Raw genomic sequence first — 23,199 nt, forward strand, 5'->3', positions numbered from 1 at the left:
TTATTTCAGGAGGGCCTGTGCAGACTCGATTCATGACGATGGCCGCGCAGCCAGTGTTCGTCGTCCTGTGGAGCAGCGCGTTCATCGCGGGCATCGTCGGCGTCGGCGCCGCGCCGCCGATGCTTGTCTTGTTCGGGCGCTACGCGATCGCGGGTGTGCTGCTCACCGGGTACGCCGTCATGGTGCGCGTGACCTGGCCACGCGGCCGCAGGCTGCGCCACGTCGCGGTCGCCGGGCTGCTGATGCAGATGGTGCAGTTCGGCGCGTTCTACACGGCGATGGGCAACCATGTGCCCGCCGCGGTGATCGCGCTGGTGCAGGGTCTGAATCCGGTCGTCATCGCCTTGTTTGCCGGAGTGCTCGGCGAAACCGTCACGGCGCGACAGTGGTTCGGCTTCGGTATCGGCGGCGTCGGCGTTGCGATGGCGGTCCTCGACCAGTCGAGTTTCTCGCTGATCGGCCTGGTGCTCTGCCTGATCGGGTTGCTCGGATTGAGCATCGGCACGGTGTATCAGAAGCACTACGTTCCCGACGTCGATCCGCGAGCGTCCACCGCGCTGCACGTGGTGGTGAGTGCACCCATCGCAGGCGCGCTGGCCTTGGCGACCGGGCAGACGCACGTATCGGACGTGGCGCGGTTCGCCGGATCGCTCACCTGGATGGTGCTGGTGAATTCGATCGCCGCGTTCCTGCTGCTGAACATGATGCTGCGCCAGTGGGATGCGACCAGGGTCGGCAAGTTGTTCTTCGCCACTCCCGTGGTCACCGCGCTCCTGGCATGGGTGCTGATCGGTCAGTCGGTGGGCGCCTTGACCGTTGTCGGCCTCGCGATCGGCCTGATCGGTCTGGTGTTCGCCGCACGCAAGCCGTCGAGCCCCGCCGCTACCGCCCCACAGCCCGCACTGGCAGTGCGCTGAATCAGCACCGCCGCGAACACGTTACGCACCGCGCGGTGGATTCAAGAAAGTGGGAACTGGTGGCGGACGCTACTCGGGCGATGCCGCCACCAGTTCCCACTTTGCGGAAATCGCTGAGTGGCTCACTTACGAGCGCTGTGCCAGTTCATGCCCCATCGGTACGCCTCGTCGATCTCGCGCTGAGCACCGTTGATGTAGTGGACTTCCCGGTGCACGGTGATCCCGGAGCCCTGGTTCTGCAGCAGGGCGATGGCACACGAGCGCGCACCGTCCACCGGTGAATCGAGGCGTACCTCGATCTGCGGGCCCGCCGTCGGATACAGCGTGACCACACCATCGGCGGCGGCCCAGTTCGGCACGCCCTCGTAGATGAAGGCGAAGATCAGAATGCGCCGAAACAGTTCGGGCCGAGCGAGATTGATGTGCATGTTCTCGCCACCGGTCGCGGTGCCGCTGCGGTCGTCACCGTCGAGCTGGATATACGGCTCGCCCTCCAGCGACCCGAAATTGTTGCCGATCGCCTGCACGACACCCTTGTTGCCGTTGGCGAGCTCGTAGAGGCACCCGAGATCGAGGTCGATCGGTTTGGCCTTGCGGAAGAAGCCCTTCGACCCCGAGGACCAATTCAGGTTCACCCGCATGGCCCCTTGCTGCTCACCGGGTTTGGTGAGGTTGATGCTCGGTGTCGCTTTCGACAGGGTCACCTTGGACAGGTTGACCCCACCGGCGTTGTTGTCGATCGCCATCGGCGCGATCCCCCTCCAGAGAAATGAGAGCGGCAGCGGTCCTCCCGCAGGAGTGGCCGCTGCCGCATGGGTCTTCGGCTGAAAATCAGCCTACCGGGGTGGGCTCTCGTTCGCTGTTGACTTCTTGGTCGTCGTTCTCGCGGCGGTTGCGGATGATGCTGGAAATGAACGCCGCACCGATGAACGCGACACCGACCAGGCCGGTGATGAGCTCGTTGATGTGCACACCGATCGAGACGAACAGGATGACCGCCAGCGCGCCGATCGCCCAGTGCGCGCCGTGCTCGAGGAACACGTACTCGGACAGCGTGCCCTTGCGGACCAGGTACACGGTGATCGAGCGAACGAACATGGCGCCGATCAAACCGAGGCCGAGCGCGATGATGATGGGGTCGGCGGTGATGGCGAACGCGCCGATCACACCGTCGAAGGAGAACGACGCGTCGAGGACCTCGAGGTAGAGGAAGAGGAAGAAGCCTGCCTTACCGGTGGCCTTGACCAGCTCGGAGGGGCCGCCCTTCGACTCGCCCTCCTCGGTCATCTCCTCGGTGTGGAACATCGAGCCGAGCCCGTCGACCACGATGTAGACAACCATGCCGAGCAGGCCGGCGAGCAGGACGGTGGAGCGCTTGTCCTCAGGCGTAAGCAGTTCCGCGGTGAGTACCAGGCCGATGGCCGCGACGACCACCGAAAGCATGTCGAGCTTGCCGAGCTGCGCGAGCGGACGCTCGAGCCAAGACAGCCAGGTGATCTCGCGCTCTTCGAAGATGAAGTTGAGGAACAGCAACAGCAGGAACATGCCACCGAACGCGGCGATCTGCGGATGCGCGTCGGTGAGCAGTGTCTCGTAGCTCGGGTCGCCGTTCGGGAAGTAGGCGGCATCGCCTTCCGGCGGATTGAGCGCCAGGTCGAAGGCCTTCACCGGGCTGAGCCCCGCGGTGATCCACACGATCGCCAGCGGGAACACCAGGCGCATGCCGAACACGGCGATCAAGATGCCGACGGTAAGGAAGATCCGCTGCCAGAAATCGCTCATCCGCCGGAGCACAGTCGCGTTGATGACCGCGTTGTCGAAAGAGAGTGAGACTTCGAGGATGCCGAGGATCGCGACCAGTGCCAGGGCGGTCGGCCCGCCGTACAGCAGCGCAACCACGAGCGACAGCACCGTCACGATGAGGGACATGCCGAATATGCGCAGGACCACGCGGGGACCTTTCGTTTGCGTCGGCCGGACGTGTGTCCGCCCGAGCGCTTGTCTGATGTATCCGAGTTGGCGCCGCTGTTACCAGCGTGGCCGCAGATCCGCCGGATGTCCAACGGAGCTGTGATCGGTTTGTCGACGGTGTGCCGACTGTACTGCTGCCAGAGGCAATCACAGCACGTCAACCATCTAACGGCACAGCCGCCATTTCCGTTAACCGTCTAACGGCCCAGCGGCCGTTGACGTTCCCGGCGCGCCGGTCGCACGACGAGGGGGCCCGTCGCCGAGCCCCCTCGAACCACGAAGCGTTTCTTAGACGTTCACGCCGTAGTCGCGGGCGATCCCGGAAAGACCGGAGGCGTAGCCCTGACCGATGGCGCGGAACTTCCACTCCGCACCGTTGCGGTACAGCTCGCCGAAGACCATGGCGGTCTCGGTGGAGGCGTCCTCGGTGAGGTCGTAGCGGGCGAGCTCGTTGTTGTTGCTGCGGTCGACAACGCGGATGTAGGCGTTGCGGACCTGGCCGAACGACTGCTGCCTGGTCTCGGCGTCGTAGATCGAGACCGGGAAGAAGATGCTCGCGATGGTCGCCGGGGTGTTGGCCAGGTCGACGTTGATGACCTCGTCGTCGCCCTCGCCCTCGCCGGTGGTGTTGTCACCCGCGTGCTCGATGGCGCCCTCCGGCGACTTCAAGTTGTTGAAGAACACGAAGTGCTGGTCCGACAGCACCTTCTTGTCCTCACCGGTCGCGATGGCGCTGGCGTCGAGGTCGAAGTCGGTACCGGTGGTGGTCCGCACATCCCACCCTAGGCCGACCGCAACGGCGGTCAGGTTAGGCGCCGCCTTGGTCAGCGAGACATTGCCGCCCTTGGACAAACTGACACCCATGCGGGATTCCCTTTCAATAGTCCGTCATTGGTTCCCAGCATGTCCGAATCGCCGGGTACGCCTTACGACAGTAGTAGGTTTCCGCGAACTTGCGTAGGAACCCGCAGAACGCTGGGTGAACACGGCAGACCTACTACCGGGTACGGGCAAATGGTGGGGTTGTCCGCCGATATTCGCGCTACTCGTTGCGCAGGCGGAGGATCCACAGAACAGGCGCTGTCGGGCGAAGTCCGCCGATAATCGCGCTAGCCGCAGCGAAGGCGCAGGATCCGCCTACGATCGGAGCGTGGTAGGCCGAAGGCGCGGATGGTTCCGGTCATCCGGGAACAGCGAATGGATCGAGCAGGCGCGAGGGTCGCTGGCCTCGGCGTTCCTCGACATGGACAAGCGCCAGAGCGCGGCGGAGGCGGCGGTGCACGCGTCCGAGCAGGTGTTCCCCGACCGCAGACTGGCCGTGCGCTGGGAGCCGGTGCGCAGCCGCTGTTATGACGCGGCAGGCGCCTATGTGACGTTGACCGAGCAGCTCGAACAGGCCGAACGCGACGACACCCCGATCACGGACGGCCCAGCCCGCGTCGAAGCCGTGACCAGGCAGTTGACCGACGCGGCGCGCGCCGTCGACGAGTTCTACCGCGGCAACCAGACGCAGCTCGAAAACGCGGTGTCCGTCCTCGGCACTGTCCCGCAGTTTGCCAGGCAGGTGAAGATCACCGCGGCAGGCGTGCGCCGCCAGGCCGCCGAGTCGGCGTACGCGAGCTTCCCTTCGGTGCGCGAACACGCCGGAACCGTGGATGAGGCTCTGGTCACATTGGAGGCCGCGGAACGAGACGCCCCAGTCGCGGCCGTCCGTGAGGCGGCGAACCGGCTGGAAGCGGCCACAAAAGTCTTGGCAGATGCGTTGGCGCAGGCCCCATCTCGGGCGGGCGCGGCGAAGACCGCGATCACCTCGGTGACCACTCGGCTGGCCGCGGCCCATACTAAGGCGGAGGGGCTCGCGCCCGCCTATTCCGCGTTGCTGCGAGAATTCAATGCTGCGAGTTCGGCCGATCTAGCTGACAATGGTCGCGAAAGCCAGCGAGCCATCGAGGCCGCGGACGCTGCCCTGGCGCGGGCGCGTGCGGCAGCGGCGGAGAACAACCCGGAGATTGCACTTGATCTGACCACATCCGCCCGCGGGTACCTCACCGAGGCCGAACGCCTGGTCGACGCCGTAACGAAGCGGTTGTCCCTGTTGCGAGAAGTCAGGTCCGACCCGCAAGACAAGGCCAAGGCCGTACGATTTCGGCTGCGGGATGCACAGATGCTCGCTGTTAGCCGCGGGCTCGTCACCGAATGGGGCTCTGTGCTCGACGCACAGGCCGCCCGGATCGATCGAATCAGCGAAACACTGACGGGGCGCCACCCCGACTACTGGGCCTACGTGGCCGAACTGGATACCGTCACCGACTTCATCGCCGGAGTGGTGGATCGAATGAGAAAACAAGCAGGACCACGACGAGAATGAGAGTGGGATAACGATGACCGCAGGCATCGCCGTCCAGCGGGAGGTTTCCCTGCGGAAGCGAATGCCGCTGCGCCACTTCCGGCAGCTGCACGGCCCGGAGGCCCGGAATCTTTTTCACCGGGAACCCGAACCGTTCGGCGACGACCATACGGATCGCGAATTGCTTGCGGTCGGGCTCGGTGCGACGTTGTACGCACCGGCGACCCGACCGGATCTCGCACACACCATCAGCAGGCGGGCCGAGCGTGGCGTGTGCTCGATGGTGATCGACCTCGAGGACGCGGTCGCCGATCACGAGGTGGAATTGGCCAAGCGGCAGACGGTCGCGGCACTGGATCTGTTGGCGGCCAACGGGGATGCGAATCCGCTGCTGTTCGTCCGGGTGCGGGACGCGGACACGATCAGCGAGCTGGTCGAGCAATTGGGTGCGGGCGCCGGGGTGTTGACCGGGTTCGTCTTTCCGAAGTTCGACAGCAGAACGGGCCCGGCGTATCTGGACACGTTGAGCGCCGCGGTGCAGCGGCTCGACCGGCCGATCTACGGGATGCCGGTGCTCGAATCGCCGGGCCTGGTGCACCGGCAGACGCGGGATCAGGAGCTGACGCAGATCGCGGAGTTGCTTGCCGCGCACCGGGAACGGGTGCTTGCTGTTCGGGTCGGGGCGACCGACATGTGCTCCACGTTCGGCATTCGCCGGGACCGGGATCTGACGATCTACGACGTGCGGGTGGTCGCCGATGTCATTGCCGACATCGTGAACTACCTGGGGCGGGCGGACGGGACGGGCTACGTGATCACCGGGCCGGTCTGGGAGTATTTCGCCGATCACGAGCGGATGTTCCGGCCGTTGCTGCGCACCGCGCCGTTCGAGGAATCCGACGCGGTGCCGTTCCGGCAGTACCTGGTCAGCCGGGACCTGGACGGGCTGTTGCGCGAGATAACCCTGGACCGCGCCAACGGGATTCAGGGCAAGACGGTGATTCATCCGTCGCATGTGGCTGCGGTGCACGCGCTGTCGGTGGTGACGCACGAGGAGTACTCGGATGCGTTGGACATTCTGCAGGTCGACGTCGGCGGAGTGGCGGCGTCGGGTTATCGGAACAAGATGAACGAGATGCGACCGCACCGGAGTTGGGCGCGGCAGACGCTGTTGCGGGCGCGGGTTTTCGGGGTGGCGAATAAGGGAGTTTCGTTCGTGGATTTGTTGACGGCGTTGGTGACCGTATGAGCGGCGCGACGCTCGATTTTGTGGGAATTCCTTGGGCAACAAAAACTCTCGGCTTGCGGCTGGATCACGAAGAGTCGTTCGGCGCAGCCGCGCCGGATAGCGCGTTGCCCGCCGAACTGGCGATTGCTTCGCTGATTCAGCCCGGCCTGCGGCGCAATCCGCGCCGGGCACACTTGCTGGTGTCGACCGTGTTGGGCAAGCATCTGCCGACCGATCCGCGGGTGGTGCTCGACAGCGGGAACCGGCTCGGTGACCTGGTGCGCGAGGTGCTCGGCGCGCGTGCGGCTTTGGTGCTCGGCTTCGCGGAAACCGCGACCGGGCTCGGGCATTGCGTCGCGGCACGGATCGAAGCGGTGGGGTATCTGCATTCGACGCGACGTGATGTCGACGCGGCGCAGACCCTCACCGGATTCGAGGAGGGGCATTCGCATGCCACCTCGCATCAGCTGCAACCGGTGCCCGCCGATATCTTCGTGAACGACCTGCCGCTGGTCCTCGTCGATGACGAAATCTCTACCGGCGCAACCGCACTCGATGCGATTCGCGCGCTGCATGCCTTCGCGCCGCGCGCGCATTACGTGCTGGCGTCGCTGGTCGATATGCGGCCTGCGGCCGATCGCGCCGTGTTCGACAAGGCGGCCGCGGAGCTCGGGGTGCGGATCGACACCGTCTGCCTGGCTTCGGGGCGCACCGTGCTGCCGAACGGGTTGGTGGACGCGGTGGCCGAGCTTCCGGAACCTGCCCTGAATCCGGTGGCCGCGCAGCGTGGTTCGTCGATCCGGCTCGAGGTGCCGTGGCCTGCTTCGGTGCCGGAAGGCGGCAGGCACGGAATGCTGCGCTCGGATGTCACGGCCTTCGACGCCGCCGTCGCCGCGGCGACCGACGTGGTGCGGGCTCGGCTCGCGGCGGACTTTCCGGATCGGCCCGTGATCGTGCTCGGGCACGAGGAATTGATGTACCTGCCGTTGCGGTTGGCCGCGGCGCTGGCCGAGTCGGGGACGCCGACGCGGTACCAGACGACCACCCGTTCGCCCGCGTATGTGCTGGATGAGCCCGGGTATCCGCTGCGTCGTGGATTCCGTTTCACCGCACCGGAATCCGGGCAGGAACAGCCGCGCTATCTGTACAACGCGCACTGGACCGAGGAGTTCTCCGGTGCGTCCGGGGTGTCGAGCACTGCGGGACATGCGGTCGAGCCGGTCTTGCTCGTTGTCGTCGATGCGCCCGCCGATACTGCGGAACTCGTCGCCGACGGTGGGCTGGTCGATGTGCTCACCGCGTCCGGGTCCGATGTCGTTGTCGCGGTGCTGCCAGGAGCCGATCCGCGCGAGTTGGGTATCGCCCGTGCCGAATTGGCGGTCACCGCCGTCTCGGTGCCCGATTCGGTTGCGGAGTCCGCGTTGCCTGCGGCCTCGGATCTGCCTGCGCCGCTGCACGGTCCGGATTTCGGCTCGTATGCGGCCGACGAGGTTTCCTGGCTGCTGACGGACCTGTCGGACGCGGAGCTCGAGGCCAACGTCCTCGACAGAGAACGCCGGATCCAGGCGGGCGTCGCACACTACGCCGAATCGTTGCCCATCGAATACCAGCCGGACGCGGCCTACCGTGCACTGTTCGACGAGGTGCTCGCGGAAAGCGCCGAGCGGCTCGCGCTCGCCGTGGCGACCGTTGCCGAACTCGTGGTCGCCGAGCGCGGCGACGACATCGTGCTGGTGTCGCTGGCTCGGGCGGGCACGCCGATCGGGATCCTGATGCGGCGCTGGTTGCGCTCCGGGCGTGGCGCCGGACGGCCGAGCCTCGACGTGCCGCATTACGCGGTGTCGATCGTGCGCGATCGCGGCATCGATACGGTCGCGCTGGATTATCTAGCGCGCCACCATGATCCGGCCACGATCGTGTTCGTGGACGGCTGGACCGGCAAGGGCGCCATCACCAGGGAACTCACCGAAGCCCTCGACGCGTACCACGCGGCAGGCGGCGCGCGGTTCAACGACCAGCTCGCCGTGCTGGCCGATCCGGGCCATTGCGTGCGCACCTACGGCACCCGCGACGACTTCCTGATCGCCTCGGCCTGCCTGAATTCGACGGTGTCCGGCCTGGTTTCGCGCACCGTGCTCAACGACACCCTGATCGGACCCGGTCAATTCCACGGCGCCAAGTACTACCGCGAGCTGGCCGAGGACGATGTCTCGCTGCGCCTGCTCGACATCGTGAGTGCCGCGTTCGACGCGATCCGCGATCGGGTGCCTGCTCACGTCGCCGCCGTGGCGTCCAGCGATCGCACCCCGACCTGGACCGGCTGGACCTCGGTCGAGCAGGTCCGTGCCGAATACGGCATCGCCAGTGTGAATTTCGTGAAACCCGGCGTCGGCGAGACCACCCGGGTGCTGCTGCGGCGACTGCCGTGGCTGGTGCTGGTTCGGGACGCGCAAGCTCCCGAGCACGCGCATATTCGCCTGCTCGCCGCGGCCCGCGGCGTGCCGGTCGAGGTCGTCCCCGACCTGGCCTATTCATGCATGGGACTGATCAAGGACCTGCAGACATGAGAGAGCTGGGCTTATGCAGGAGGGAGCTGGCTGATGCTTGACTCGAGCCGACTACGAAGACATACGCTGGTCGCCACCGACCTGGACCGAACGATGATCTACTCGCGCAACGCCTTCAGCGCGCATTCCGATGTGCCGACAGTCTGCGTGGAACACCTGGAGGGTGCACCGCTGTCGTTCATGACGACCGCCGCCGCACTGAAGATGCAGACGCTCACCGAGCCCGCGGCCGTCGTCCCCACCACCACGCGCACCATCAAGCAGTTCGACCGCATCCAATTGCCCGGTGCCCCATGGCGTTACGCCATCACCAGCAACGGAGGCAACATCCTCGTCGACGGCGTCCCCGACCTGCGGTGGCGCATCGACATCGACGCCAAGGTGCGCGCCGGTGGTGTCACCCTCTCCGAGGTCACCGCCGAACTGCGATCCAGGATCGATGATTCGTGGGTGTCCAAATTCCGCGTCGCCGACGACCTGTTCTGCTATCTGGTGGTGCGGCCCAAGGAAGTTCCCGAGGGATTCCTCGCCGAATGGGACGCCTGGTGCCGGGCCCGCGGCTGGTCCGCCTCGCAGCAGGGGCGCAAGATCTACTCGATGCCGGACGTCGTCTGTAAGAGCCACGCGGTCGCGGAGGTTCGCCGCAGGCTGCTCGATTCCGGCGAACTCGTCACGGAGGCACCGACTTTCGCCGCGGGCGACGGTGCGCTCGACGCCGAGATGCTGCGCGCCGCCGACTTCGCCATCCGGCCGAGGCACGGGGAGCTGGAACACCTCAACTGGACCCACCCCAATCTCACCGTCACCCGCGCCACCGGCATCCTCGCCGGTGAGGAAATCATCAACTGGTTCATCAAGGGTGCACCGCCGCTGGACTAGGCGGATCGCGCCTTGCACGCCTGAGCTGCGCGGACCGCAGGGTCGTCGAGAGTTCGCTTGAAGTCCGGGCATTCGACGAGCGGCTCGTGCGTGCAGGTGGCCGCGTGGCGCAGCCCCTCGCGCATGCGGGTGAGGCGGGCGATGTCCGCGTCCACCTCGTCGGCCTTGCGTGCCAACCGTGCGCGCAGATCGGTGTCGCGCGGGGTGGCCTGCAGGAACCGGGTGATTTCGGCGATCGTGAATCCGGCGCGCCGGGCACACGACACCAGCGCGAGGCGGGCGAGCACGTCCGGCCGGAAGGTGCGACGCAGACCGTTGCGGCCTGCCGAGGTGACGAGGCCGCGCTTCTCGTAGAACCGGATGGCAGAGGGGGCGAGGCCGGACTGTTCGGCCACCTCGGCGATGTCCAACAAGGTCATGTTTTCTCCTTGACTTGAAGCGCGCTTCAAGTCAGAGACTACTCGGCATGACCATCCATCACCTCAATTGCGGGTCTGTGCGACAGATCGAAGCCACCTACCCCGGGCCTGCGCCCGCCCACGCCGTGAACCATTGCTTGCTGGTCGAAACCGATTCGGCAGGACTGGTTCTCGTCGAGACGGGCATGGGCCTCGACGATGTCCGCGATCCCGAAGGCACCCTCGGCGCGGAGTGGGTGGCGATGGCGCAGCCGGTGCTCGCCGAAGCGGAAACCGCGATTCGCCAGATCGAGCGTCTCGGCTACGCGCCGGCGGACGTCCGCCACATCCTGCTCACCCACCTCGATGTGGATCACTGCGGTGGTCTGCCCGACTTTCCGCAGGCCGAGGTGCACGTCTTGGCCGCCGAGCTGGCGGCGGCGCGCGCCGAGGCGCCGACCCGCCGGTATCGGGACGCGCACTGGGCGCATGGCCCGCGGTGGGTCACCTACACCCCGGACGGTGGCGACGACTGGTTCGGTTTCGCATCGACCCCGGTGCAGGGTCTATCCGACGATTTCCGGCTGATCCCACTCGGTGGCCACACTGCGGGCCACACGGGAGTTGCTGTGCGAGAAGGGGATCACTGGCTGTTGCATTGCGGCGACGCCTACTACTACCACCGCGAACTGGCCACCGACCACCATCCGCACCCGATCTTGGATATGGTCCAGACCTCCTCGGAGGTGCACCACGACCTCCGTGTCGGCACCCAGGCGCGGCTGCGTGAACTCGTCCGCGACCATGCCGACGAGGTCTCGGTCTTCAGCGCCCACGATCCGTGGGAGTTCGCCCGCTACCACTGATTCCACCGCTGCTGGCCGAATGTGCTTTGCTATGAATCGATTTCGTTGAGTACGCCGACGATCAGGGCTCTTGCCTCTTTGCCGTAGACGGCGGAGTCCTGCAGCGCATCGAACATCCGGGCGTACAAACCCAGCTCGCTCGGCTGAGTCACCTGGATGCTTGCGGTCGGCGTCTCCAGCGCGACCAGGGAGTCGTCGAACATCCAGAATCCGGTCGCGCCGACGCCGGTGCGTTCGGTCATCAGCGGGATGATCCCCAGCGAGATATGGGGCAGTGACATCAGCTCGAGCAGGTGACCCAGTTGTCCCACTTGGGTTTCCGCGGAGCCGAACAAGGTCCGCAGCGCCTGCTCCTCGAGCACGACCACGAATCGCTTGCCCTCCAGCTGGAGCACCTGGCGCCGCTCCATGCGCACCGCCACCGCCTGATCCACATCGTTCGGCGCCCGCAGGAAGCTGATCCAGAACGACAGTATTGCCGCCGAATACTCGGCCGTCTGAAACAACCCGGGGATCATGTTGTGCTCATAGATCCGAAAGAGATCCGTCTTCTCGTACTGCTTCAGCGTGTGCGCCCCGAGCACCCGCCGCATCCCCGCCCTGCTCTCCCGCCGCGACTCGACCGACGCCGAATCCGCCACGCGCAGCACCGCAATCAGGTCCGCTTCCTGATCCGCCGCCGCACACGCCGCGCACCACTCCCGCACGTCCCGTTCGGTCGGCGCCTGCACCCCGTTCTCGATTTTGCTGACCCGCGTGAAATGCTGCCCCGTCGCCGCCGCAAGCTGGCGGCCCGTCAGCCCGGCGGCCCGCCGCACTTCCCGCAGCCGCCCACCCAGCTCCCGCCGCACCTGCTCAACGGAGCCCTTCCGCTTACCGGTCACGATGCGATGACGACCGCACTCTGGTCACGAAAAACCCGGCACCACAACCGCATACCTGGGATCACACCCAAGACCCCACCTACCTCAAAGTTTCGACGAATCGTTCGACCTCATCGTCACGCCCCCACCAACCCACGTCAACGGCGCCGCCGCGCAAATCACAACAATTCGCAACCACATCCCCGACCCGTAACCTGCCACCGCACCCACGAGTGGCACACCACCGAGCCTGCTTCTCGTACCGTGCCGCAACCGGGTACCACTCGTGGCTGGCGTCCGCGATTCTTACGGCAGGTCTATTGCGCGTCCACGGCAAGCATCCCGAACCGAGTGACGCTCGCGTGGTTGTGTCCATCGGCGCTGGTGATCACGACCTCGGTCGGATTGGTCAGCGCGATGCAACAGTAGTTGTCCTGATCGTGCTGAACGCTGACGGACAGCAGACGTCGTTCATTCGCCTGCTGCCACTCTTCCATGCGCTCGTACAGCCCTCGCATGGAAGGACTTTCGAAGTACACGAGATTGCGCTTGTTCATATCCAACATCGGACCGATCTCCTTCGTGCCGTAGACGACGTCCCCTCACCGTGAGATACCCGCTGCGGACCGAACCAGCGGTGCAACGGCAGGAAATCTGTCCGATCGGTGGACCGTGCGTGTGATGTCCACTAGCGGCGGCCGAGGGAGCGGTTGAGCCAGTCGAGGCCGTCGCGGAGGGTGGGGGAGGCGTTGTGCTCGGGGTCGACGTGGAGGGAACGGTCGTGTGGGGGTTGGGAAGTGGGTGCGGTGGCGCGTTTATCGGGGGCGAAGGGGATGCCGGTGGCGAGGGCACGGAGGCCGAGGGTGAGCATTTCGCCGAGCATGCCGACGCCGAGCGAGAGGGTGATGGGGCGGGCGTCGGGGTGCATGCCCATCGTGCTGCCGAGGAGGGTGACGGCGAAACCTGCGGCGGCGGAAGTTGCCCAGACGACAAGGGTTTTGACGGTGTAGCGCTGCCACAGGTGGCCGTCGCGGGCGAAGAGGATGGTGGTAGTGCCGCGGAGGGCGCCGAAGGCAATGCCGACCAGGCCGCCGATGATCAGCCAGCTGATGTCGGTGGCGGTGAGGTTGTCGACGTGCGCGACGCTGTAGATGCCGATACCGACCAGGATCAGCGGGGTGACGAATGTGTCACGGGCGTCGACAGGTTCGCCGAGGAATCGCTTCACGATCAAGACGATTGCTCCGGCGATGATGAGGAACATCAGACCGATGCTCATGATGCCTCCCAGCATGAAAGTCGTGCTGGAAAACTAACGTCGCCCTGAGCTCGGTCGAGTCCGCCGAATGGATGAGTCGGGGGATGACTCCGAGTCGTCCGACGAGAGGGCGCCCGCCCGACGGGCACGGGCGCCCCGCTCGATCAGTAGTGCTGTTGCCCACCCAACTGCTGGGTGATGAACCCCTGCAAGCGCTGCAGTCCGGTCGGTGAGATCCCGCTCTGGATCTGCCCTTCGATGGTGCGCACGAGCATCGCGTCGCTGAGCACCTTTTCGCTGGACTGGATCAGCACCGTCCCCGCACCGGTGAAGTCGAACTGGCGTTCCTCACCGGAGCTGACCCCGAAGCGCGCGGCGCCCGCGGCGAGGAAACTGTTGACCCACCGCTGGTCGTAGTGATGGCTCGGCGACGGGCAGTCGGCCCAGCCGACCAGGGATTCCGGGTCGACCCGCAGCGGCGGCTCGGCGAACATGACCGGACCGTTGGAGGAGGCGAGGAATTTACCGGTGCCGATGAGCGTGAGGAAGCCGGGCACGATCGACTGATTCAGCGAAAGACCGGGTTCGAACGCCAGCAGGTTCGAGGCGCGAATGGTGAGGTTGCCGTTGTCCTCGAGGTCATAGGAATTGATGTCGTAGCCGCGGTCACCGATGATCAGCTTGCCGTGCCCCTCGGCAACGACGTAGTCGCCGGTGAACAACGGCGCCGAGAACTGCTGCGACACCATGTGCAGCAGCCCGCCCTGCAGGCCGTGGGTGAGCATCTGGAAGCGCATGTCGCCGTAGTAGGCGATCATCGCGCCCTTGCGCATGAACCACGGCTTGTTCAGGTCGATGCAGTACGCGTAGCTGTTGCCCGGAATGTTGTCGCTCTCACCGAGATTCATCGGGCTCAAGATGTCAGTCATGTTCACAACTTCTCTTCGGAGGCCTGCACGTAGACCACACCCTGTCCGACACAATGCAATTGCATGGCTTCTCCTGCGCCGCGACCGACCGCGTCGCGCCAGCTGAGCGCCGTTTTCAGCTCGGTCTGCACATTGCCGTACGCGGCGACGAACGCCTGCGGATCGACGACGATCGGATTCGGCCCGCCTACTTGCAGTTCCAGGAATCCGCCGTGCGCGAGCAGCACCGCGGCGCCCTGTCCGGACAGCTGCGTGGTGAACATGCCCTGGCCGGTCAGCGCGCCGGACGCGGCGCCGCGCAGCGCACCCATCAGGCCGCCACCACCGCCGCCTCCGCCACCGGAACTCATCACGGAGACAATCGAACTCTGCAAGCCTGCGGTATTGGCAAGCAGCCGCGACGCCTCGACGCGCAGTGTCGCGCCCGGTTGCATCTGCACCACATGGACTTCCAGCCCGGCGAACCCGTAATGCACCTCGCCGTTGCCTTGCGCCAGCATGGTGCGCTCGTGCTCACCTGCCATCATGCGCCCGGCCATCCGCATCAGCCCGCCACCGCCGCCCATCCCTTGGCCGCCCGGAATCTGGTGCGGCGCAAAGGAAACATCGCCGGTATAGAACAGCATCGCGCCGGTGCGGGCGACAACGCCACCCGACATCCCGACGTTGACCTTGACGACCTTGCCGTTGACTTTCTCGAACATCCGCTCGCCCTTACCGTTCCGCAGGCTGGATCAACACGACGCCTTGACCGTCCCACCGCAGCGAGAACGCCTCACCGGCATCCTGACCGACGACGGTGCGCCACGAGATGTCGGTGATGAACGACTGATTGAGGTTGCCGCGCGCCGCGACGAACGCGTCGGGGTCGACCACCAGCGGATACTGCGGCGATACCTCGAGGTGGATCAGCGGTCCGCCCGCCGAGAGCAGCGCGACCTGACCCTGTCCGGTCACCGTGGTGGTGAACAGGCCTGCGCCGGTGGACGCACCGCGCAGCCCGGCGAAGCGCACGTCGGTGCGCAGGTTGCCTGCGAACGCGAGCAGCTGCTGCGATTCCACCTGCAGCGTCTCGTTGTTCAGGTTGACGACGGTGACGTGCTGGCCGTTCACCGCGAAGAAGACCCGGCCGTTGCCGGAACATTCCATCAGCGAGAGCTTCTCGCCGGTGGCACGGCGCTTGAGCCCGGCGATCACGCCGTCGCCGCCGCCGAAACCGGCCGCCTTGAACTGCACATTGCCTTCGTAGGCGACCATCGAGCCGGAAATCGCGCGGAGAGTTGTTCCGGCGAGATGCGCCTCGATCACCTTTTTGGATTGTTCGAAAAGTTGCGCCATAGGGGTGTTCAGCCTGCTGTCTCGTAGGGATGGCAGCCGGTCAGGCCGGCGGGGGTAGGTAGGGGACAGGGAAAGGGGCAGTCGGTCGAGCCCACGGGCGGGTAGTCAACTGGCAGCATGAGGTAATCGCGCCACGTTCCACCCGCGTTTCGTCACCTTGAAAAGGCGGATCCTTCGCCTTCGCTCCGGCTAGCGCGGTTAGTGGCGGACTCCGTCCGGCAGCTCCCGTTCTGCGCAGCGTGACGGATTCTATCCACAGATCGCATCGCACCGGGGTCAATGCCTGGGATGCCGAACGGGTGCCGGGGAAACTGATGGCTCGATCGCGATGTTCACCTGAACCCGTGGCTTGCGCCTTTCTCGTAGAGTGGCATTCGAAAGCACCGACAAGCGAAGGGTCGATCTTGTCCGCAACACTCGCCAAGGGCCAAAACGGTCCGCTGGCCACGAACGATGTGGTGGTGTCCATCCAGCTCACGGCGCCGGCGGATCTGTCCGCGCTGCTGGTCACCGAACAGGGCAAGGTCCGCTCCGACGCGGATTTCGTCTTCTTCAACCAGCCGAGCGGACCGGGCGTCAACCTGCAGCCCGCCCCGGCCGGGCAGCCTGCCTCGCTTGCCGTGTCGCTGAACTCGGTGCCGCAGGACATCGCGCAGATCCGCGCGGTGATCACGCTGGACGACGCGACCAGCAACTTCGGCCGGTTTCCCGCGCCGACCGCGATCGTCTCGGATGCCACCGGTAATCGGTTGTACGAGTACCAGATCGAAGGGTTGAACACCGAGTCGATCGTCATCGCGCTCGAGCTCTACCGCCGCCAGGGCAGCTGGAAGGTGCGCGCGGTCGGCCAGGGCTACGCGGGTGGTTTCGCCGCGCTGGTCACCGATCACGGCGTGACGGTCGACGATTCGCCCGCGCAGCCCGCGACGCAGGCCGCACCGCCGCCGCCCCCACCACCGCCCGCCTACCCGACCCAGCCGCCGCCCACGCAGCAGGCAGTGCCGAACTTCCCGCCGCCTGCGCCTCCTGGCCAGCCGCAACAGCAGTTCGCGCCGACCGCGGGTTACCCGCCGCCGGGCCCCGGCTACCCGCCGCCGGGTCAGGGCCTGCCGCCGCAGGGTGCGCCCGGCTATCCGCCGCCGCCAGGACCGGCCCAGGGCTACCCGCCTGCCGGACAGCCGGTTCCGCCGCAGCAGCCGCCCGCCGAGGTCAGCCTCAGCAAGGATCGCCCGGTCAGCCTGGTCAAGGGCCAGCGGGTCACTCTCCGCAAGGAGGGCGGCGCCGCACTGACCTTCGTGAAGATGGGTCTCGGCTGGGATCCGGTGAAGAACCGCGGCATGTTCGGCAACCGCACCGTCGACGTCGACCTCGACGCCTCCGTGGTGATGTTCGCCGACACGAACCCGGTGGACGTCGCCTACTACGGCCAGCTGACCTCCAAGGACGGCTCGATCCGGCATCAGGGCGACAACCTCACCGGCGAGGGCGAGGGCGACGACGAGGTGATCCTGGTCGATCTCACCCGCATTCCGGCGCATGTGAGCACGCTGGTGTTCATCGTGACGTCCTACAAGGGGCACACGTTCGAGCAGATCCAGAATGCGTTCTGCCGCTTGGTCGACGGCACCAACAATGCCGAGCTGGCCAGGTACACGATGGCGGGCGGCATGGCGTTCACCGCGATGGCGATGGCCAAGGTGTTCCGCGTCGGCAACGACTGGAAGATGCAGGCGCTCGGCGAGGGCTTCACGGCCAAGCACCCCGGCGAGGCCGTCCCGAATCTGGGCCGATTCCTGCAGCACGGTTGATCGAAGCGGCGCGGACAGCAAGGCGAACAAGGTGATTCAGCTCAAGGCCGGTCAGAACATCCCCCTGACCGGTGATGTCGTTCGATTCAGCGCGAAAGCCGAAGGAGCGCTGGATGTTTCGGCGCTGGTGGTGGCCGAGAACCTGAAGGTGTTCTCCGAACAGGATTTCATCTTCTACAACCAGCCGACCGCGGCAGGCGTTGCGCTGGCAGGCGAGGAGGTGACGATCACCCCCGCCGAGGTGCGCGGCGACGCCAAGGCCGTGCTGCTGGTGGTCAGCGCCGATCCCGCCGTGCCAGCGCGGGCGCAGGGGCTCGGCACGGTCACCGCGTCGCTGGTCGAGAACGGCACGGTGGCAGCGGAATTCACCGTCACGCCGTCGGCGGGGGAGGCGGCGCTCATCTGCCTCGAGGTGTATCGCCGCGGCCTGGACTGGCGGTTGCGTGCCGTCGGACAGGGTTACTCGGGCGGTCTCGGCGTGTTGCTGACCGCGCACGGCGTCGAGGTCGAGGACGAGCCTGCGGATCCGTCCGCGCAGACCGGGTCGTCCGCGCAGGCGGGCACCGTCCCGCAGCCGACCGCGACCGCGCAGCCCGGTCCCGGCGTGCACACCATGGCCGGGCCGATGGCGAGCGAGGCCCGCTCCGCCAGCGCCTCGCCGATGGAGGTCGGGCACGGCCTTGAACGGCTGTGGATGATCTTCGAGGATGCCGCCCGCTCGGCCGCCGCGCTGGTCTCGGCCCGCGACTACGCGGCAAAGCGGCTCGATCACGAATTGTCCGCCGCCGTCTCGGATCCCGCGACCAGGAACACCCCGGCCGCGGACGCCGCGCGCCGGGCCGCGCAGCAACGCAACGACGAGCTGGTCGCCATCGCGGAGACCAACCATCGTCGCGACAGCGAACAGCTGGTGCGTGAGCTCGCCGACGCCGACCTGATGTTGCCGCCCGCGCTGGCCACCTGGGACTCACCGGTGTGGGACAAGCCGATCACGCCGAGCGACGGCATCCGGCTCGGCGAGCTGTACGCGGACGACCGCGGCGGGCTGCGCGTGCCGTATTGCGTTCCGGTGCCGTTGAATCGGCCGCTGTGGATCGACACCGAATCGTCGCGCGCGGTCGCACCGGTGGTGGCCGCATTGCTCGCGCGGTTGCTCACCTCGACGCCTGGCAGGCGCACTGTGGTCGACGTCATCGATCTGACGGGTGCGTTCACTGCCTTTACCGGCCTGCTCGCTCCGGTGCTGAACGCGCCGCCGATCACCGACCACTCCGGGATCTCGGCCAGGCTGGAAGAACTCGCCAGGGCCGCCGAGATGGCGCAGCTGGCCATGTCCAGCGGAATGGGCAGCGCGCCCAGCGAACACCGGGTGCTGATCGCGGCCGACTTCCCGCACGGGTACCAGAGTTCGGACGCGCAACGGATCGGTTCGCTGATCGTGCGCGGCGACCTGATCGGGCTGTCGACGGTGATCATCGGCAGTGACGAATCCGAGTCGGACAACGCCACCGTGGCGATGCTGTCGCAGTCGTGCAGGCACCTGCCGACGATGGGGCAGACCCCGCTGTTCGATCCGTGGACCGGCAGCCCGTGGCAGCTCGACCTGGACATGCTTCCGACGGAAGCGGCGCAGCTCGCGCGCTACCTGCGCACCCACTGAGCCGGGGCGACCCTCGGCCGCAGGAACTCGGGCAGCCACGGCAGCAACGGATCCGGGGCCCGGTCGAGGATGCCACCGACCGGGTCGTCGACGTAATCGCGGCGCACGAGGTCCTCGTCGGGCCGGTAGATCTGCCGAACGATCAAGGCGCACAGCGCGAGTACCGCGAGGTCGCGCAGCACGACGGTGCCGGTGAACCACTGCTCGGGCAGGCCCTTCTTGTCCATGCCCAGGTAGTAGAACATACGTGGCGCCCAGACCAGCGCGTCGATCGTCATCCACGCCAGCAGGATTCGGCGATGCGGCAGCGCGAGCACGGCAAGCGGAACCAGCCACAGCGAATACTGCGGGCTCCACACCTTGTTCGTGATCAGGAACGCGGCCACCACCAGGAAGCACAGCTGCGCGAGCCGTGGCCGCTGCGGCGCGGTGAGCGCGATGTAGCCGATCGCCACGCACGCGGCGATGAACACCAGCAGCGACACCGCGTTCAGGACGACCGGCAGCTCCCCATCATTGAGCGGCCCGTCGAACCCGGGCCAGCCGGTGAACGAGGTGATCACGTTGTACAGCGAGTCGGGGTCGGCGTGCCGCTCGCTGTTGAGCCGGAAGAACTCCCACCATCCGTTCGGGAACGCCGCGGCGATCGGCAGGTTCACCAGCACCCACGTGACGACCGCCGCCAGCACCGTGATGGTCGCGGCGCCGAGCGGGCGGATGCTGAACAGGTGGAGGCGATACGGGGTTTCGCGCAGCCAATCGCGCGCCGTTGCCACGCTGTCGATATCGCGAAGACGCAGCCCGAGTTGCGTGCTCGGCAGCCGCTGCATCGGGTCGGCCCGCAGGCACAGCAGCACGATCGGACCGAGCAGTAGCAGCGGATACAGCTTGGTCGCGCCGCCGAGTCCGAGCAGCAGACCGGCCAGTGCCGGACGCCTGCGGGCCCATGCCAGCAGGCCGGTGGCGGCGAAAGCCGTTGCGAGGGCATCGAAGTTGGTGAAGATGTGCACGATCACCAGCGGCGAGCAGGCGACCAGCGCGGTGTCCCACACGCGGCGCCCGGCCAGCTGGGTGGTCGCCCACACGGTGACCAGCCAGGCCAGTGCCAGGCCGAACGCGACCACGTTGAAGTAGATCACCACCTGGAGTGCGCCGGGCAGCGGCGTGGCATCCCAGGCCTTGGCGATCCGCATCGAAAAGTATTGGTACAGACCGGAGAGCACCGGGTACTCCATGTACCTGGTCTGCTGGACGCCGCCTTGAGTCTCGGTCCACGACTTCTTGTACGGGAATGCGCCTTCGTTCAGGCGCTCGGCGCCGTACAGCGGCACCGTGTCCGAATAGCACATCGCCACGTACTGGCGCCCGTTGTTCCAGTCGAGCGTGAGTGCTCCGTCCGCCGTGGTGGTCTGCTGGATGCACCCCGCCTTGCTGAACCAGCCGAACGCCAGGAACACCACGGTGAAGGCGAGCAACACCCGCATCGGCGTCCAGAACCGCACCCGGCCGATCAGCGCGTGCTCACCGACCGGCCCGCCGATCACCGTCGACAGTTGCGCGGTCAGTGAATCGTTGCGGCTCGGCCGATCTCGGGCGTCGGCCGACCGCAGATCCGGCGCGAGCGGGGCGGGCGCGATGTAGGGCGCCGCGCTCGTCGGCTCGGCATCGCGTTGCGGCTCGCTCCCGTTCGTCCGCTGATCCACCAGCTGCTGATCGGTCACGGCACCCGAGGCTACCGGTCGGGCGCCGTCGGGTGCCGTCGGCACCTGCTCCCCCCTGGTCACTCGAACAGGTCTACCTGACGCGTGTCGTCGGCGCCGTGGTGGGCTCGTCGTTTTGCGAATACCCGTTCTGCCCATTGGCTCTCGGCGATGCGGTGCTCGTCGGCGACGAGCCGTTGGTCGGCGCGACGGGCTGGCCGGGCAGTGGACCGGAATCCGGCTTCTCCGGTTCGCTGCGCTGCTGCGGCTGTTGCTGCGTCTGCGGACGCGGCTGGCCGCCGCCGGGGATCTGGATCGGGCCGAACGGCGTATCGATCGTCGGCGGGATGTAGATCGGCGGCAGGATCGACGGCGCGTCGGAGGTCGAGGGCGGGGTGTACGGCGCCGAGAACTCCGGCACGCCTGCCTGGCCCTTGATGGGTGCCGGCTTCGGGAAGGGCTCGTTCTTGCTGCCTTCCAAGGCGCCGTCCATGGTCGCCTTCCAGATGTCGGACGGCAGGCCGGAACCGTAGATCATGCCGCCCTGGTAGTTGCGCAGCGCCGTGTTGTCGATCGAGCCGACCCAGACCGCGGTCGACAGTTGCGGCGTGTAGCCCACCATCCACGCGTCCTTGTTCTCGCCGGTGTCGCCGAGCTGCGCGGTGCCCGTCTTGGCTGCCGACTCGCGGCCGCCTGCCAGGTTGTGGTTGCGCGAGTAGCCGGCGATCGGCTTCATCGCCGCAGTCACGTTGTCGGCCACCGGGGGCGACACCCGCGGCTCGCCGGCCACCTCGCCACGATCGAACAGCACCTCGCCGGTGGCCGTTGTCACCTTCTGCACGAAATGCGGAGCGTGGTAGACGCCGGAGGCCGCCAATGTCGCGTACGCGGAAGCCATGTCGAGCACTCGCACGGGGTACTGGCCGAGCACGATGCCGTTGTTCGGGCCCGCGCCGCCCTTCTCGGAGAGCGTCTTGCCTTCGACGGTGGGAATGGTCTCCGGGATACCGAGCTTGTGCGCCATGTCGGCGATCTTCTGCGGGCCGTTGCCCATGTCGATCTGCATCCGGTAGAAGCTGGTGTTCAACGACCGCTTCAGCGCCTCGGCAATGGTGCAGGTGCCGCAGTTCTCACCCTCGACGTTGGTGATCTTGATGCCGTTGACGGTGATCGGCGTGCTGTCGTACATCTGCGAGAGCGGGATGCCCTGGTCGAGATTCGCCGCGAGGCCGAACGACTTGAACGACGAGCCCGGCTGCAGGCCCGCATTCGCGAAGTCCCAGCCCTGGCCGTTCTCGCCACCGTAATAGGCGCGCACCGCACCGGTCTTCGGATCCACCGAGACCACCGCGGTGCGCAGCTGGTCCGGCTCACCCTGCATCTTCTTGCGTGCCGCGTCGACGGCCGCCCGCTGCGCCTTCATATCGATGGTGGTGGTGATCGAGAGCCCCAGCGTATTCAGCTGTTGCTCACTGATTCCCGCAGCAGAGGACAGCTCCGCGAGCACCTGGTTCTTGATCAGGCCCTCCGGGCCGGAGTCCATGGCCTTGTCCTGCGTCTGGGCGATCGGCACGACTGTGGGGAACTGCTGCGCCGCCCGTTCGGCAGCGGGCAGATCACCGCCGGCCACCATGCCGTCGAGCACGTAATTCCAGCGGGTCTTCGCGCCGGTGGGGTTCTTTTCCGGATCCAGGCCGGACGGCTGCTGAATGGTGGCGGCGAGTACCGCGCCCTCTGCGATGGTGAGGTCGGACACCGGCTTGCCGAAGTAGGCCTTGGCAGCCGCGTCGATGCCGTAAGAGCCACGACCGAAGTAGATGGTGTTCAGGTACGCGGTGAGGATCTGATCCTTGCTCCACTCCCTGGCCATCTTCGCCGAGATGACCAGCTCACGCATCTTGCGGGTGAGCGAGCGTTCGTTGCCGACAAAGGCGTTCTTCACGTACTGCTGGGTGATTGTCGAGCCACCGCCCGCGCTTTCCTTGCCGAGGACGTTGTCCCTGGCCGCACGCGCGAAGCCGGAGATCGAGAATCCCGGGTTGGAGTAGAAGTCGCGGTCCTCGGCGGCGATCACCGCGTTGCGGACGTGCGGCGGGATCTGATCGATCGTCACCTCGGTCCGGTTGCCTTGCGGCGGAATGACTTTGCTGATTTCCTCGCCGTCGGCGGAGCGGATGGTGGCGACCTGGTTGGTTTCCACATCGCCGGGCTTGGGTATAGGCACTGTTGTGTACGCGATCAAGAAGACGCCGCTCGGGATCAAGATGCCCATCGCGATCAGCACATAGATGACGCGGCGCACGATTCGCCACGGCGACTTCTTCTTCTGGCCAGGCTTGCGGCCACCCGAGCCACCGCTACCGCCACTGCCGCCGTTGCGGCGCGGCGGCGGGCCGGCGGGCGGGCCGCCTGCGGTCTTCCTGCGTTCGCCGGTGGCGTTGCCGGAATCGCCTGCACGGCGCGCTCGTTC

At 66.6% G+C, this 23,199-nt stretch carries 20 protein-coding genes; 8 read left to right on the forward strand and 12 right to left on the reverse strand.

What is annotated here, in order from left to right:
- The first annotated feature begins 32 nt into the window (after positions 1-32).
- Positions 33-917 carry a DMT family transporter gene (locus tag NA11_RS08850; RefSeq protein ID WP_245745787.1) on the forward strand — a complete coding sequence of 295 codons (885 nt, stop codon included), beginning with the start codon at positions 33-35 and terminating at the stop codon, positions 915-917.
- A gap of 122 nt (positions 918-1,039) precedes the next feature.
- Here the strand turns inward: NA11_RS08850 and NA11_RS08855 are convergent, their stop codons facing one another.
- From NA11_RS08855 to NA11_RS08865, 3 genes are all read right to left on the reverse strand, one after another.
- Entirely contained in the window at positions 1,040-1,663 is a 624-nt protein-coding gene (locus NA11_RS08855; protein ID WP_069161294.1) for a TerD family protein, read from the reverse strand.
- 85 nt (positions 1,664-1,748) lie between these two features.
- Positions 1,749-2,867 carry a DUF475 domain-containing protein gene (locus NA11_RS08860; RefSeq protein WP_069161295.1) on the reverse strand — a complete coding sequence of 373 codons (1,119 nt, stop codon included), beginning with the start codon at positions 2,865-2,867 and terminating at the stop codon, positions 1,749-1,751.
- Between the two features lie 309 nt (positions 2,868-3,176).
- The gene (locus NA11_RS08865; protein WP_069161296.1) at positions 3,177-3,752 is read right to left on the reverse strand and encodes a TerD family protein; all 576 of its coding nucleotides are present in this window, start codon (positions 3,750-3,752) and stop codon (positions 3,177-3,179) included.
- Positions 3,753-4,038: 286 nt separating this feature from the next.
- Here NA11_RS08865 and NA11_RS08870 point away from each other — a divergent pair, with 286 nt between their 5' ends.
- From NA11_RS08870 to NA11_RS08885, 4 genes are read left to right on the forward strand one after another with little or no spacing between them, the layout of a single operon-like run.
- Positions 4,039-5,256 (forward strand): hypothetical protein, encoded by a 1,218-nt coding sequence (locus NA11_RS08870; RefSeq protein ID WP_084654376.1) that lies wholly within the window; start codon positions 4,039-4,041, stop codon positions 5,254-5,256.
- Between the two features lie 13 nt (positions 5,257-5,269).
- Entirely contained in the window at positions 5,270-6,484 is a 1,215-nt protein-coding gene (locus NA11_RS08875; RefSeq protein WP_174567670.1) for an HpcH/HpaI aldolase/citrate lyase family protein, read from the forward strand.
- On the forward strand, positions 6,481-9,030 hold the full coding sequence (locus tag NA11_RS08880; RefSeq protein ID WP_084654377.1) for a phosphoribosyltransferase domain-containing protein: 2,550 nt from the start codon (positions 6,481-6,483) through the stop codon (positions 9,028-9,030). The genes NA11_RS08875 and NA11_RS08880 overlap by 4 nt, the downstream gene beginning before the upstream one ends.
- Before the next feature lie 33 nt (positions 9,031-9,063).
- Positions 9,064-9,909, forward strand: coding sequence for an HAD family hydrolase (locus NA11_RS08885; protein WP_069161298.1), 846 nt, complete (start codon positions 9,064-9,066; stop codon positions 9,907-9,909).
- Here NA11_RS08885 and NA11_RS08890 read toward each other — a convergent pair.
- A complete protein-coding gene (locus tag NA11_RS08890; protein ID WP_069161299.1) occupies positions 9,906-10,328 on the reverse strand; it encodes a MerR family transcriptional regulator in 423 nt (140 codons plus the stop codon). The two genes, NA11_RS08885 and NA11_RS08890, sit on opposite strands and share 4 nt — an antisense overlap.
- Positions 10,329-10,375: 47 nt before the next feature.
- Between NA11_RS08890 and NA11_RS08895 the strand changes: the two genes are divergently transcribed.
- Complete coding sequence (locus NA11_RS08895; RefSeq protein WP_069161300.1) at positions 10,376-11,173, forward strand: MBL fold metallo-hydrolase; 798 nt, start codon at positions 10,376-10,378, stop codon at positions 11,171-11,173.
- Between the two features lie 29 nt (positions 11,174-11,202).
- Here the strand turns inward: NA11_RS08895 and NA11_RS47020 are convergent, their stop codons facing one another.
- The 6 genes from NA11_RS47020 to NA11_RS08925 form a co-directional block, all read right to left on the reverse strand.
- Entirely contained in the window at positions 11,203-12,057 is an 855-nt protein-coding gene (locus tag NA11_RS47020; RefSeq protein ID WP_218023269.1) for a helix-turn-helix domain-containing protein, read from the reverse strand.
- Positions 12,058-12,353: 296 nt separating this feature from the next.
- A complete protein-coding gene (locus tag NA11_RS08905; protein WP_069161301.1) occupies positions 12,354-12,602 on the reverse strand; it encodes a hypothetical protein in 249 nt (82 codons plus the stop codon).
- 122 nt (positions 12,603-12,724) lie between these two features.
- A complete protein-coding gene (locus NA11_RS08910; protein ID WP_174567671.1) occupies positions 12,725-13,315 on the reverse strand; it encodes a DUF1453 domain-containing protein in 591 nt (196 codons plus the stop codon).
- A gap of 143 nt (positions 13,316-13,458) precedes the next feature.
- Positions 13,459-14,223, reverse strand: coding sequence for an AIM24 family protein (locus NA11_RS08915; protein WP_069161303.1), 765 nt, complete (start codon positions 14,221-14,223; stop codon positions 13,459-13,461).
- A gap of 2 nt (positions 14,224-14,225) precedes the next feature.
- Positions 14,226-14,927 carry an AIM24 family protein gene (locus NA11_RS08920; protein WP_069161304.1) on the reverse strand — a complete coding sequence of 234 codons (702 nt, stop codon included), beginning with the start codon at positions 14,925-14,927 and terminating at the stop codon, positions 14,226-14,228.
- Positions 14,928-14,937: 10 nt separating this feature from the next.
- Positions 14,938-15,561 carry an AIM24 family protein gene (locus tag NA11_RS08925; RefSeq protein ID WP_069161305.1) on the reverse strand — a complete coding sequence of 208 codons (624 nt, stop codon included), beginning with the start codon at positions 15,559-15,561 and terminating at the stop codon, positions 14,938-14,940.
- 404 nt (positions 15,562-15,965) lie between these two features.
- On the opposite strand from NA11_RS08925, the gene NA11_RS08930 reads away from it, so the two are divergent.
- Both NA11_RS08930 and NA11_RS08935 read left to right on the forward strand, forming a co-directional pair.
- A complete protein-coding gene (locus tag NA11_RS08930; RefSeq protein WP_069161306.1) occupies positions 15,966-17,369 on the forward strand; it encodes a TerD family protein in 1,404 nt (467 codons plus the stop codon).
- A 31-nt stretch (positions 17,370-17,400) separates the two neighbouring features.
- Complete coding sequence (locus tag NA11_RS08935) at positions 17,401-19,029, forward strand: TerD family protein (RefSeq protein ID WP_069161307.1); 1,629 nt, start codon at positions 17,401-17,403, stop codon at positions 19,027-19,029.
- On the opposite strand, the gene NA11_RS08940 is transcribed toward NA11_RS08935, so the two are convergent.
- Positions 19,011-20,750, reverse strand: a complete 1,740-nt coding sequence (locus NA11_RS08940; protein WP_069161336.1) for a glycosyltransferase family 87 protein — start codon at positions 20,748-20,750, stop codon at positions 19,011-19,013. The two genes, NA11_RS08935 and NA11_RS08940, sit on opposite strands and share 19 nt — an antisense overlap.
- Before the next feature lie 73 nt (positions 20,751-20,823).
- Positions 20,824-23,199 (reverse strand): transglycosylase domain-containing protein (locus NA11_RS08945; RefSeq protein ID WP_245745788.1); only part of this gene is annotated, 2,376 nt, incomplete at its 5' end.

This window comes from Nocardia altamirensis NBRC 108246, from assembly GCF_001612685.1.
Lineage (GTDB): Bacteria > Actinomycetota > Actinomycetes > Mycobacteriales > Mycobacteriaceae > Nocardia > Nocardia altamirensis.

What these genes read in the sequence shown, in the direction of transcription:
- NA11_RS08850 (WP_245745787.1), top strand. Translation starts at nt 33, where the DNA reads ATGACGATGGCCGCGCAGCCAGTGTTCGTCGTCCTGTGGAGCAGCGCG.
- NA11_RS08855 (WP_069161294.1), bottom strand. Translation starts at nt 1,663, where the DNA reads ATGGCGATCGACAACAACGCCGGTGGGGTCAACCTGTCCAAGGTGACC.
- NA11_RS08865 (WP_069161296.1), bottom strand. Translation starts at nt 3,752, where the DNA reads ATGGGTGTCAGTTTGTCCAAGGGCGGCAATGTCTCGCTGACCAAGGCG.
- NA11_RS08875 (WP_174567670.1), top strand. Translation starts at nt 5,270, where the DNA reads ATGACCGCAGGCATCGCCGTCCAGCGGGAGGTTTCCCTGCGGAAGCGA.
- NA11_RS08880 (WP_084654377.1), top strand. Translation starts at nt 6,481, where the DNA reads ATGAGCGGCGCGACGCTCGATTTTGTGGGAATTCCTTGGGCAACAAAA.
- NA11_RS08885 (WP_069161298.1), top strand. Translation starts at nt 9,064, where the DNA reads ATGCTTGACTCGAGCCGACTACGAAGACATACGCTGGTCGCCACCGAC.
- NA11_RS08890 (WP_069161299.1), bottom strand. Translation starts at nt 10,328, where the DNA reads ATGACCTTGTTGGACATCGCCGAGGTGGCCGAACAGTCCGGCCTCGCC.
- NA11_RS08895 (WP_069161300.1), top strand. Translation starts at nt 10,376, where the DNA reads ATGACCATCCATCACCTCAATTGCGGGTCTGTGCGACAGATCGAAGCC.
- NA11_RS08905 (WP_069161301.1), bottom strand. Translation starts at nt 12,602, where the DNA reads ATGTTGGATATGAACAAGCGCAATCTCGTGTACTTCGAAAGTCCTTCC.
- NA11_RS08910 (WP_174567671.1), bottom strand. Translation starts at nt 13,315, where the DNA reads ATGAGCATCGGTCTGATGTTCCTCATCATCGCCGGAGCAATCGTCTTG.
- NA11_RS08915 (WP_069161303.1), bottom strand. Translation starts at nt 14,223, where the DNA reads ATGACTGACATCTTGAGCCCGATGAATCTCGGTGAGAGCGACAACATT.
- NA11_RS08920 (WP_069161304.1), bottom strand. Translation starts at nt 14,927, where the DNA reads ATGTTCGAGAAAGTCAACGGCAAGGTCGTCAAGGTCAACGTCGGGATG.
- NA11_RS08925 (WP_069161305.1), bottom strand. Translation starts at nt 15,561, where the DNA reads ATGGCGCAACTTTTCGAACAATCCAAAAAGGTGATCGAGGCGCATCTC.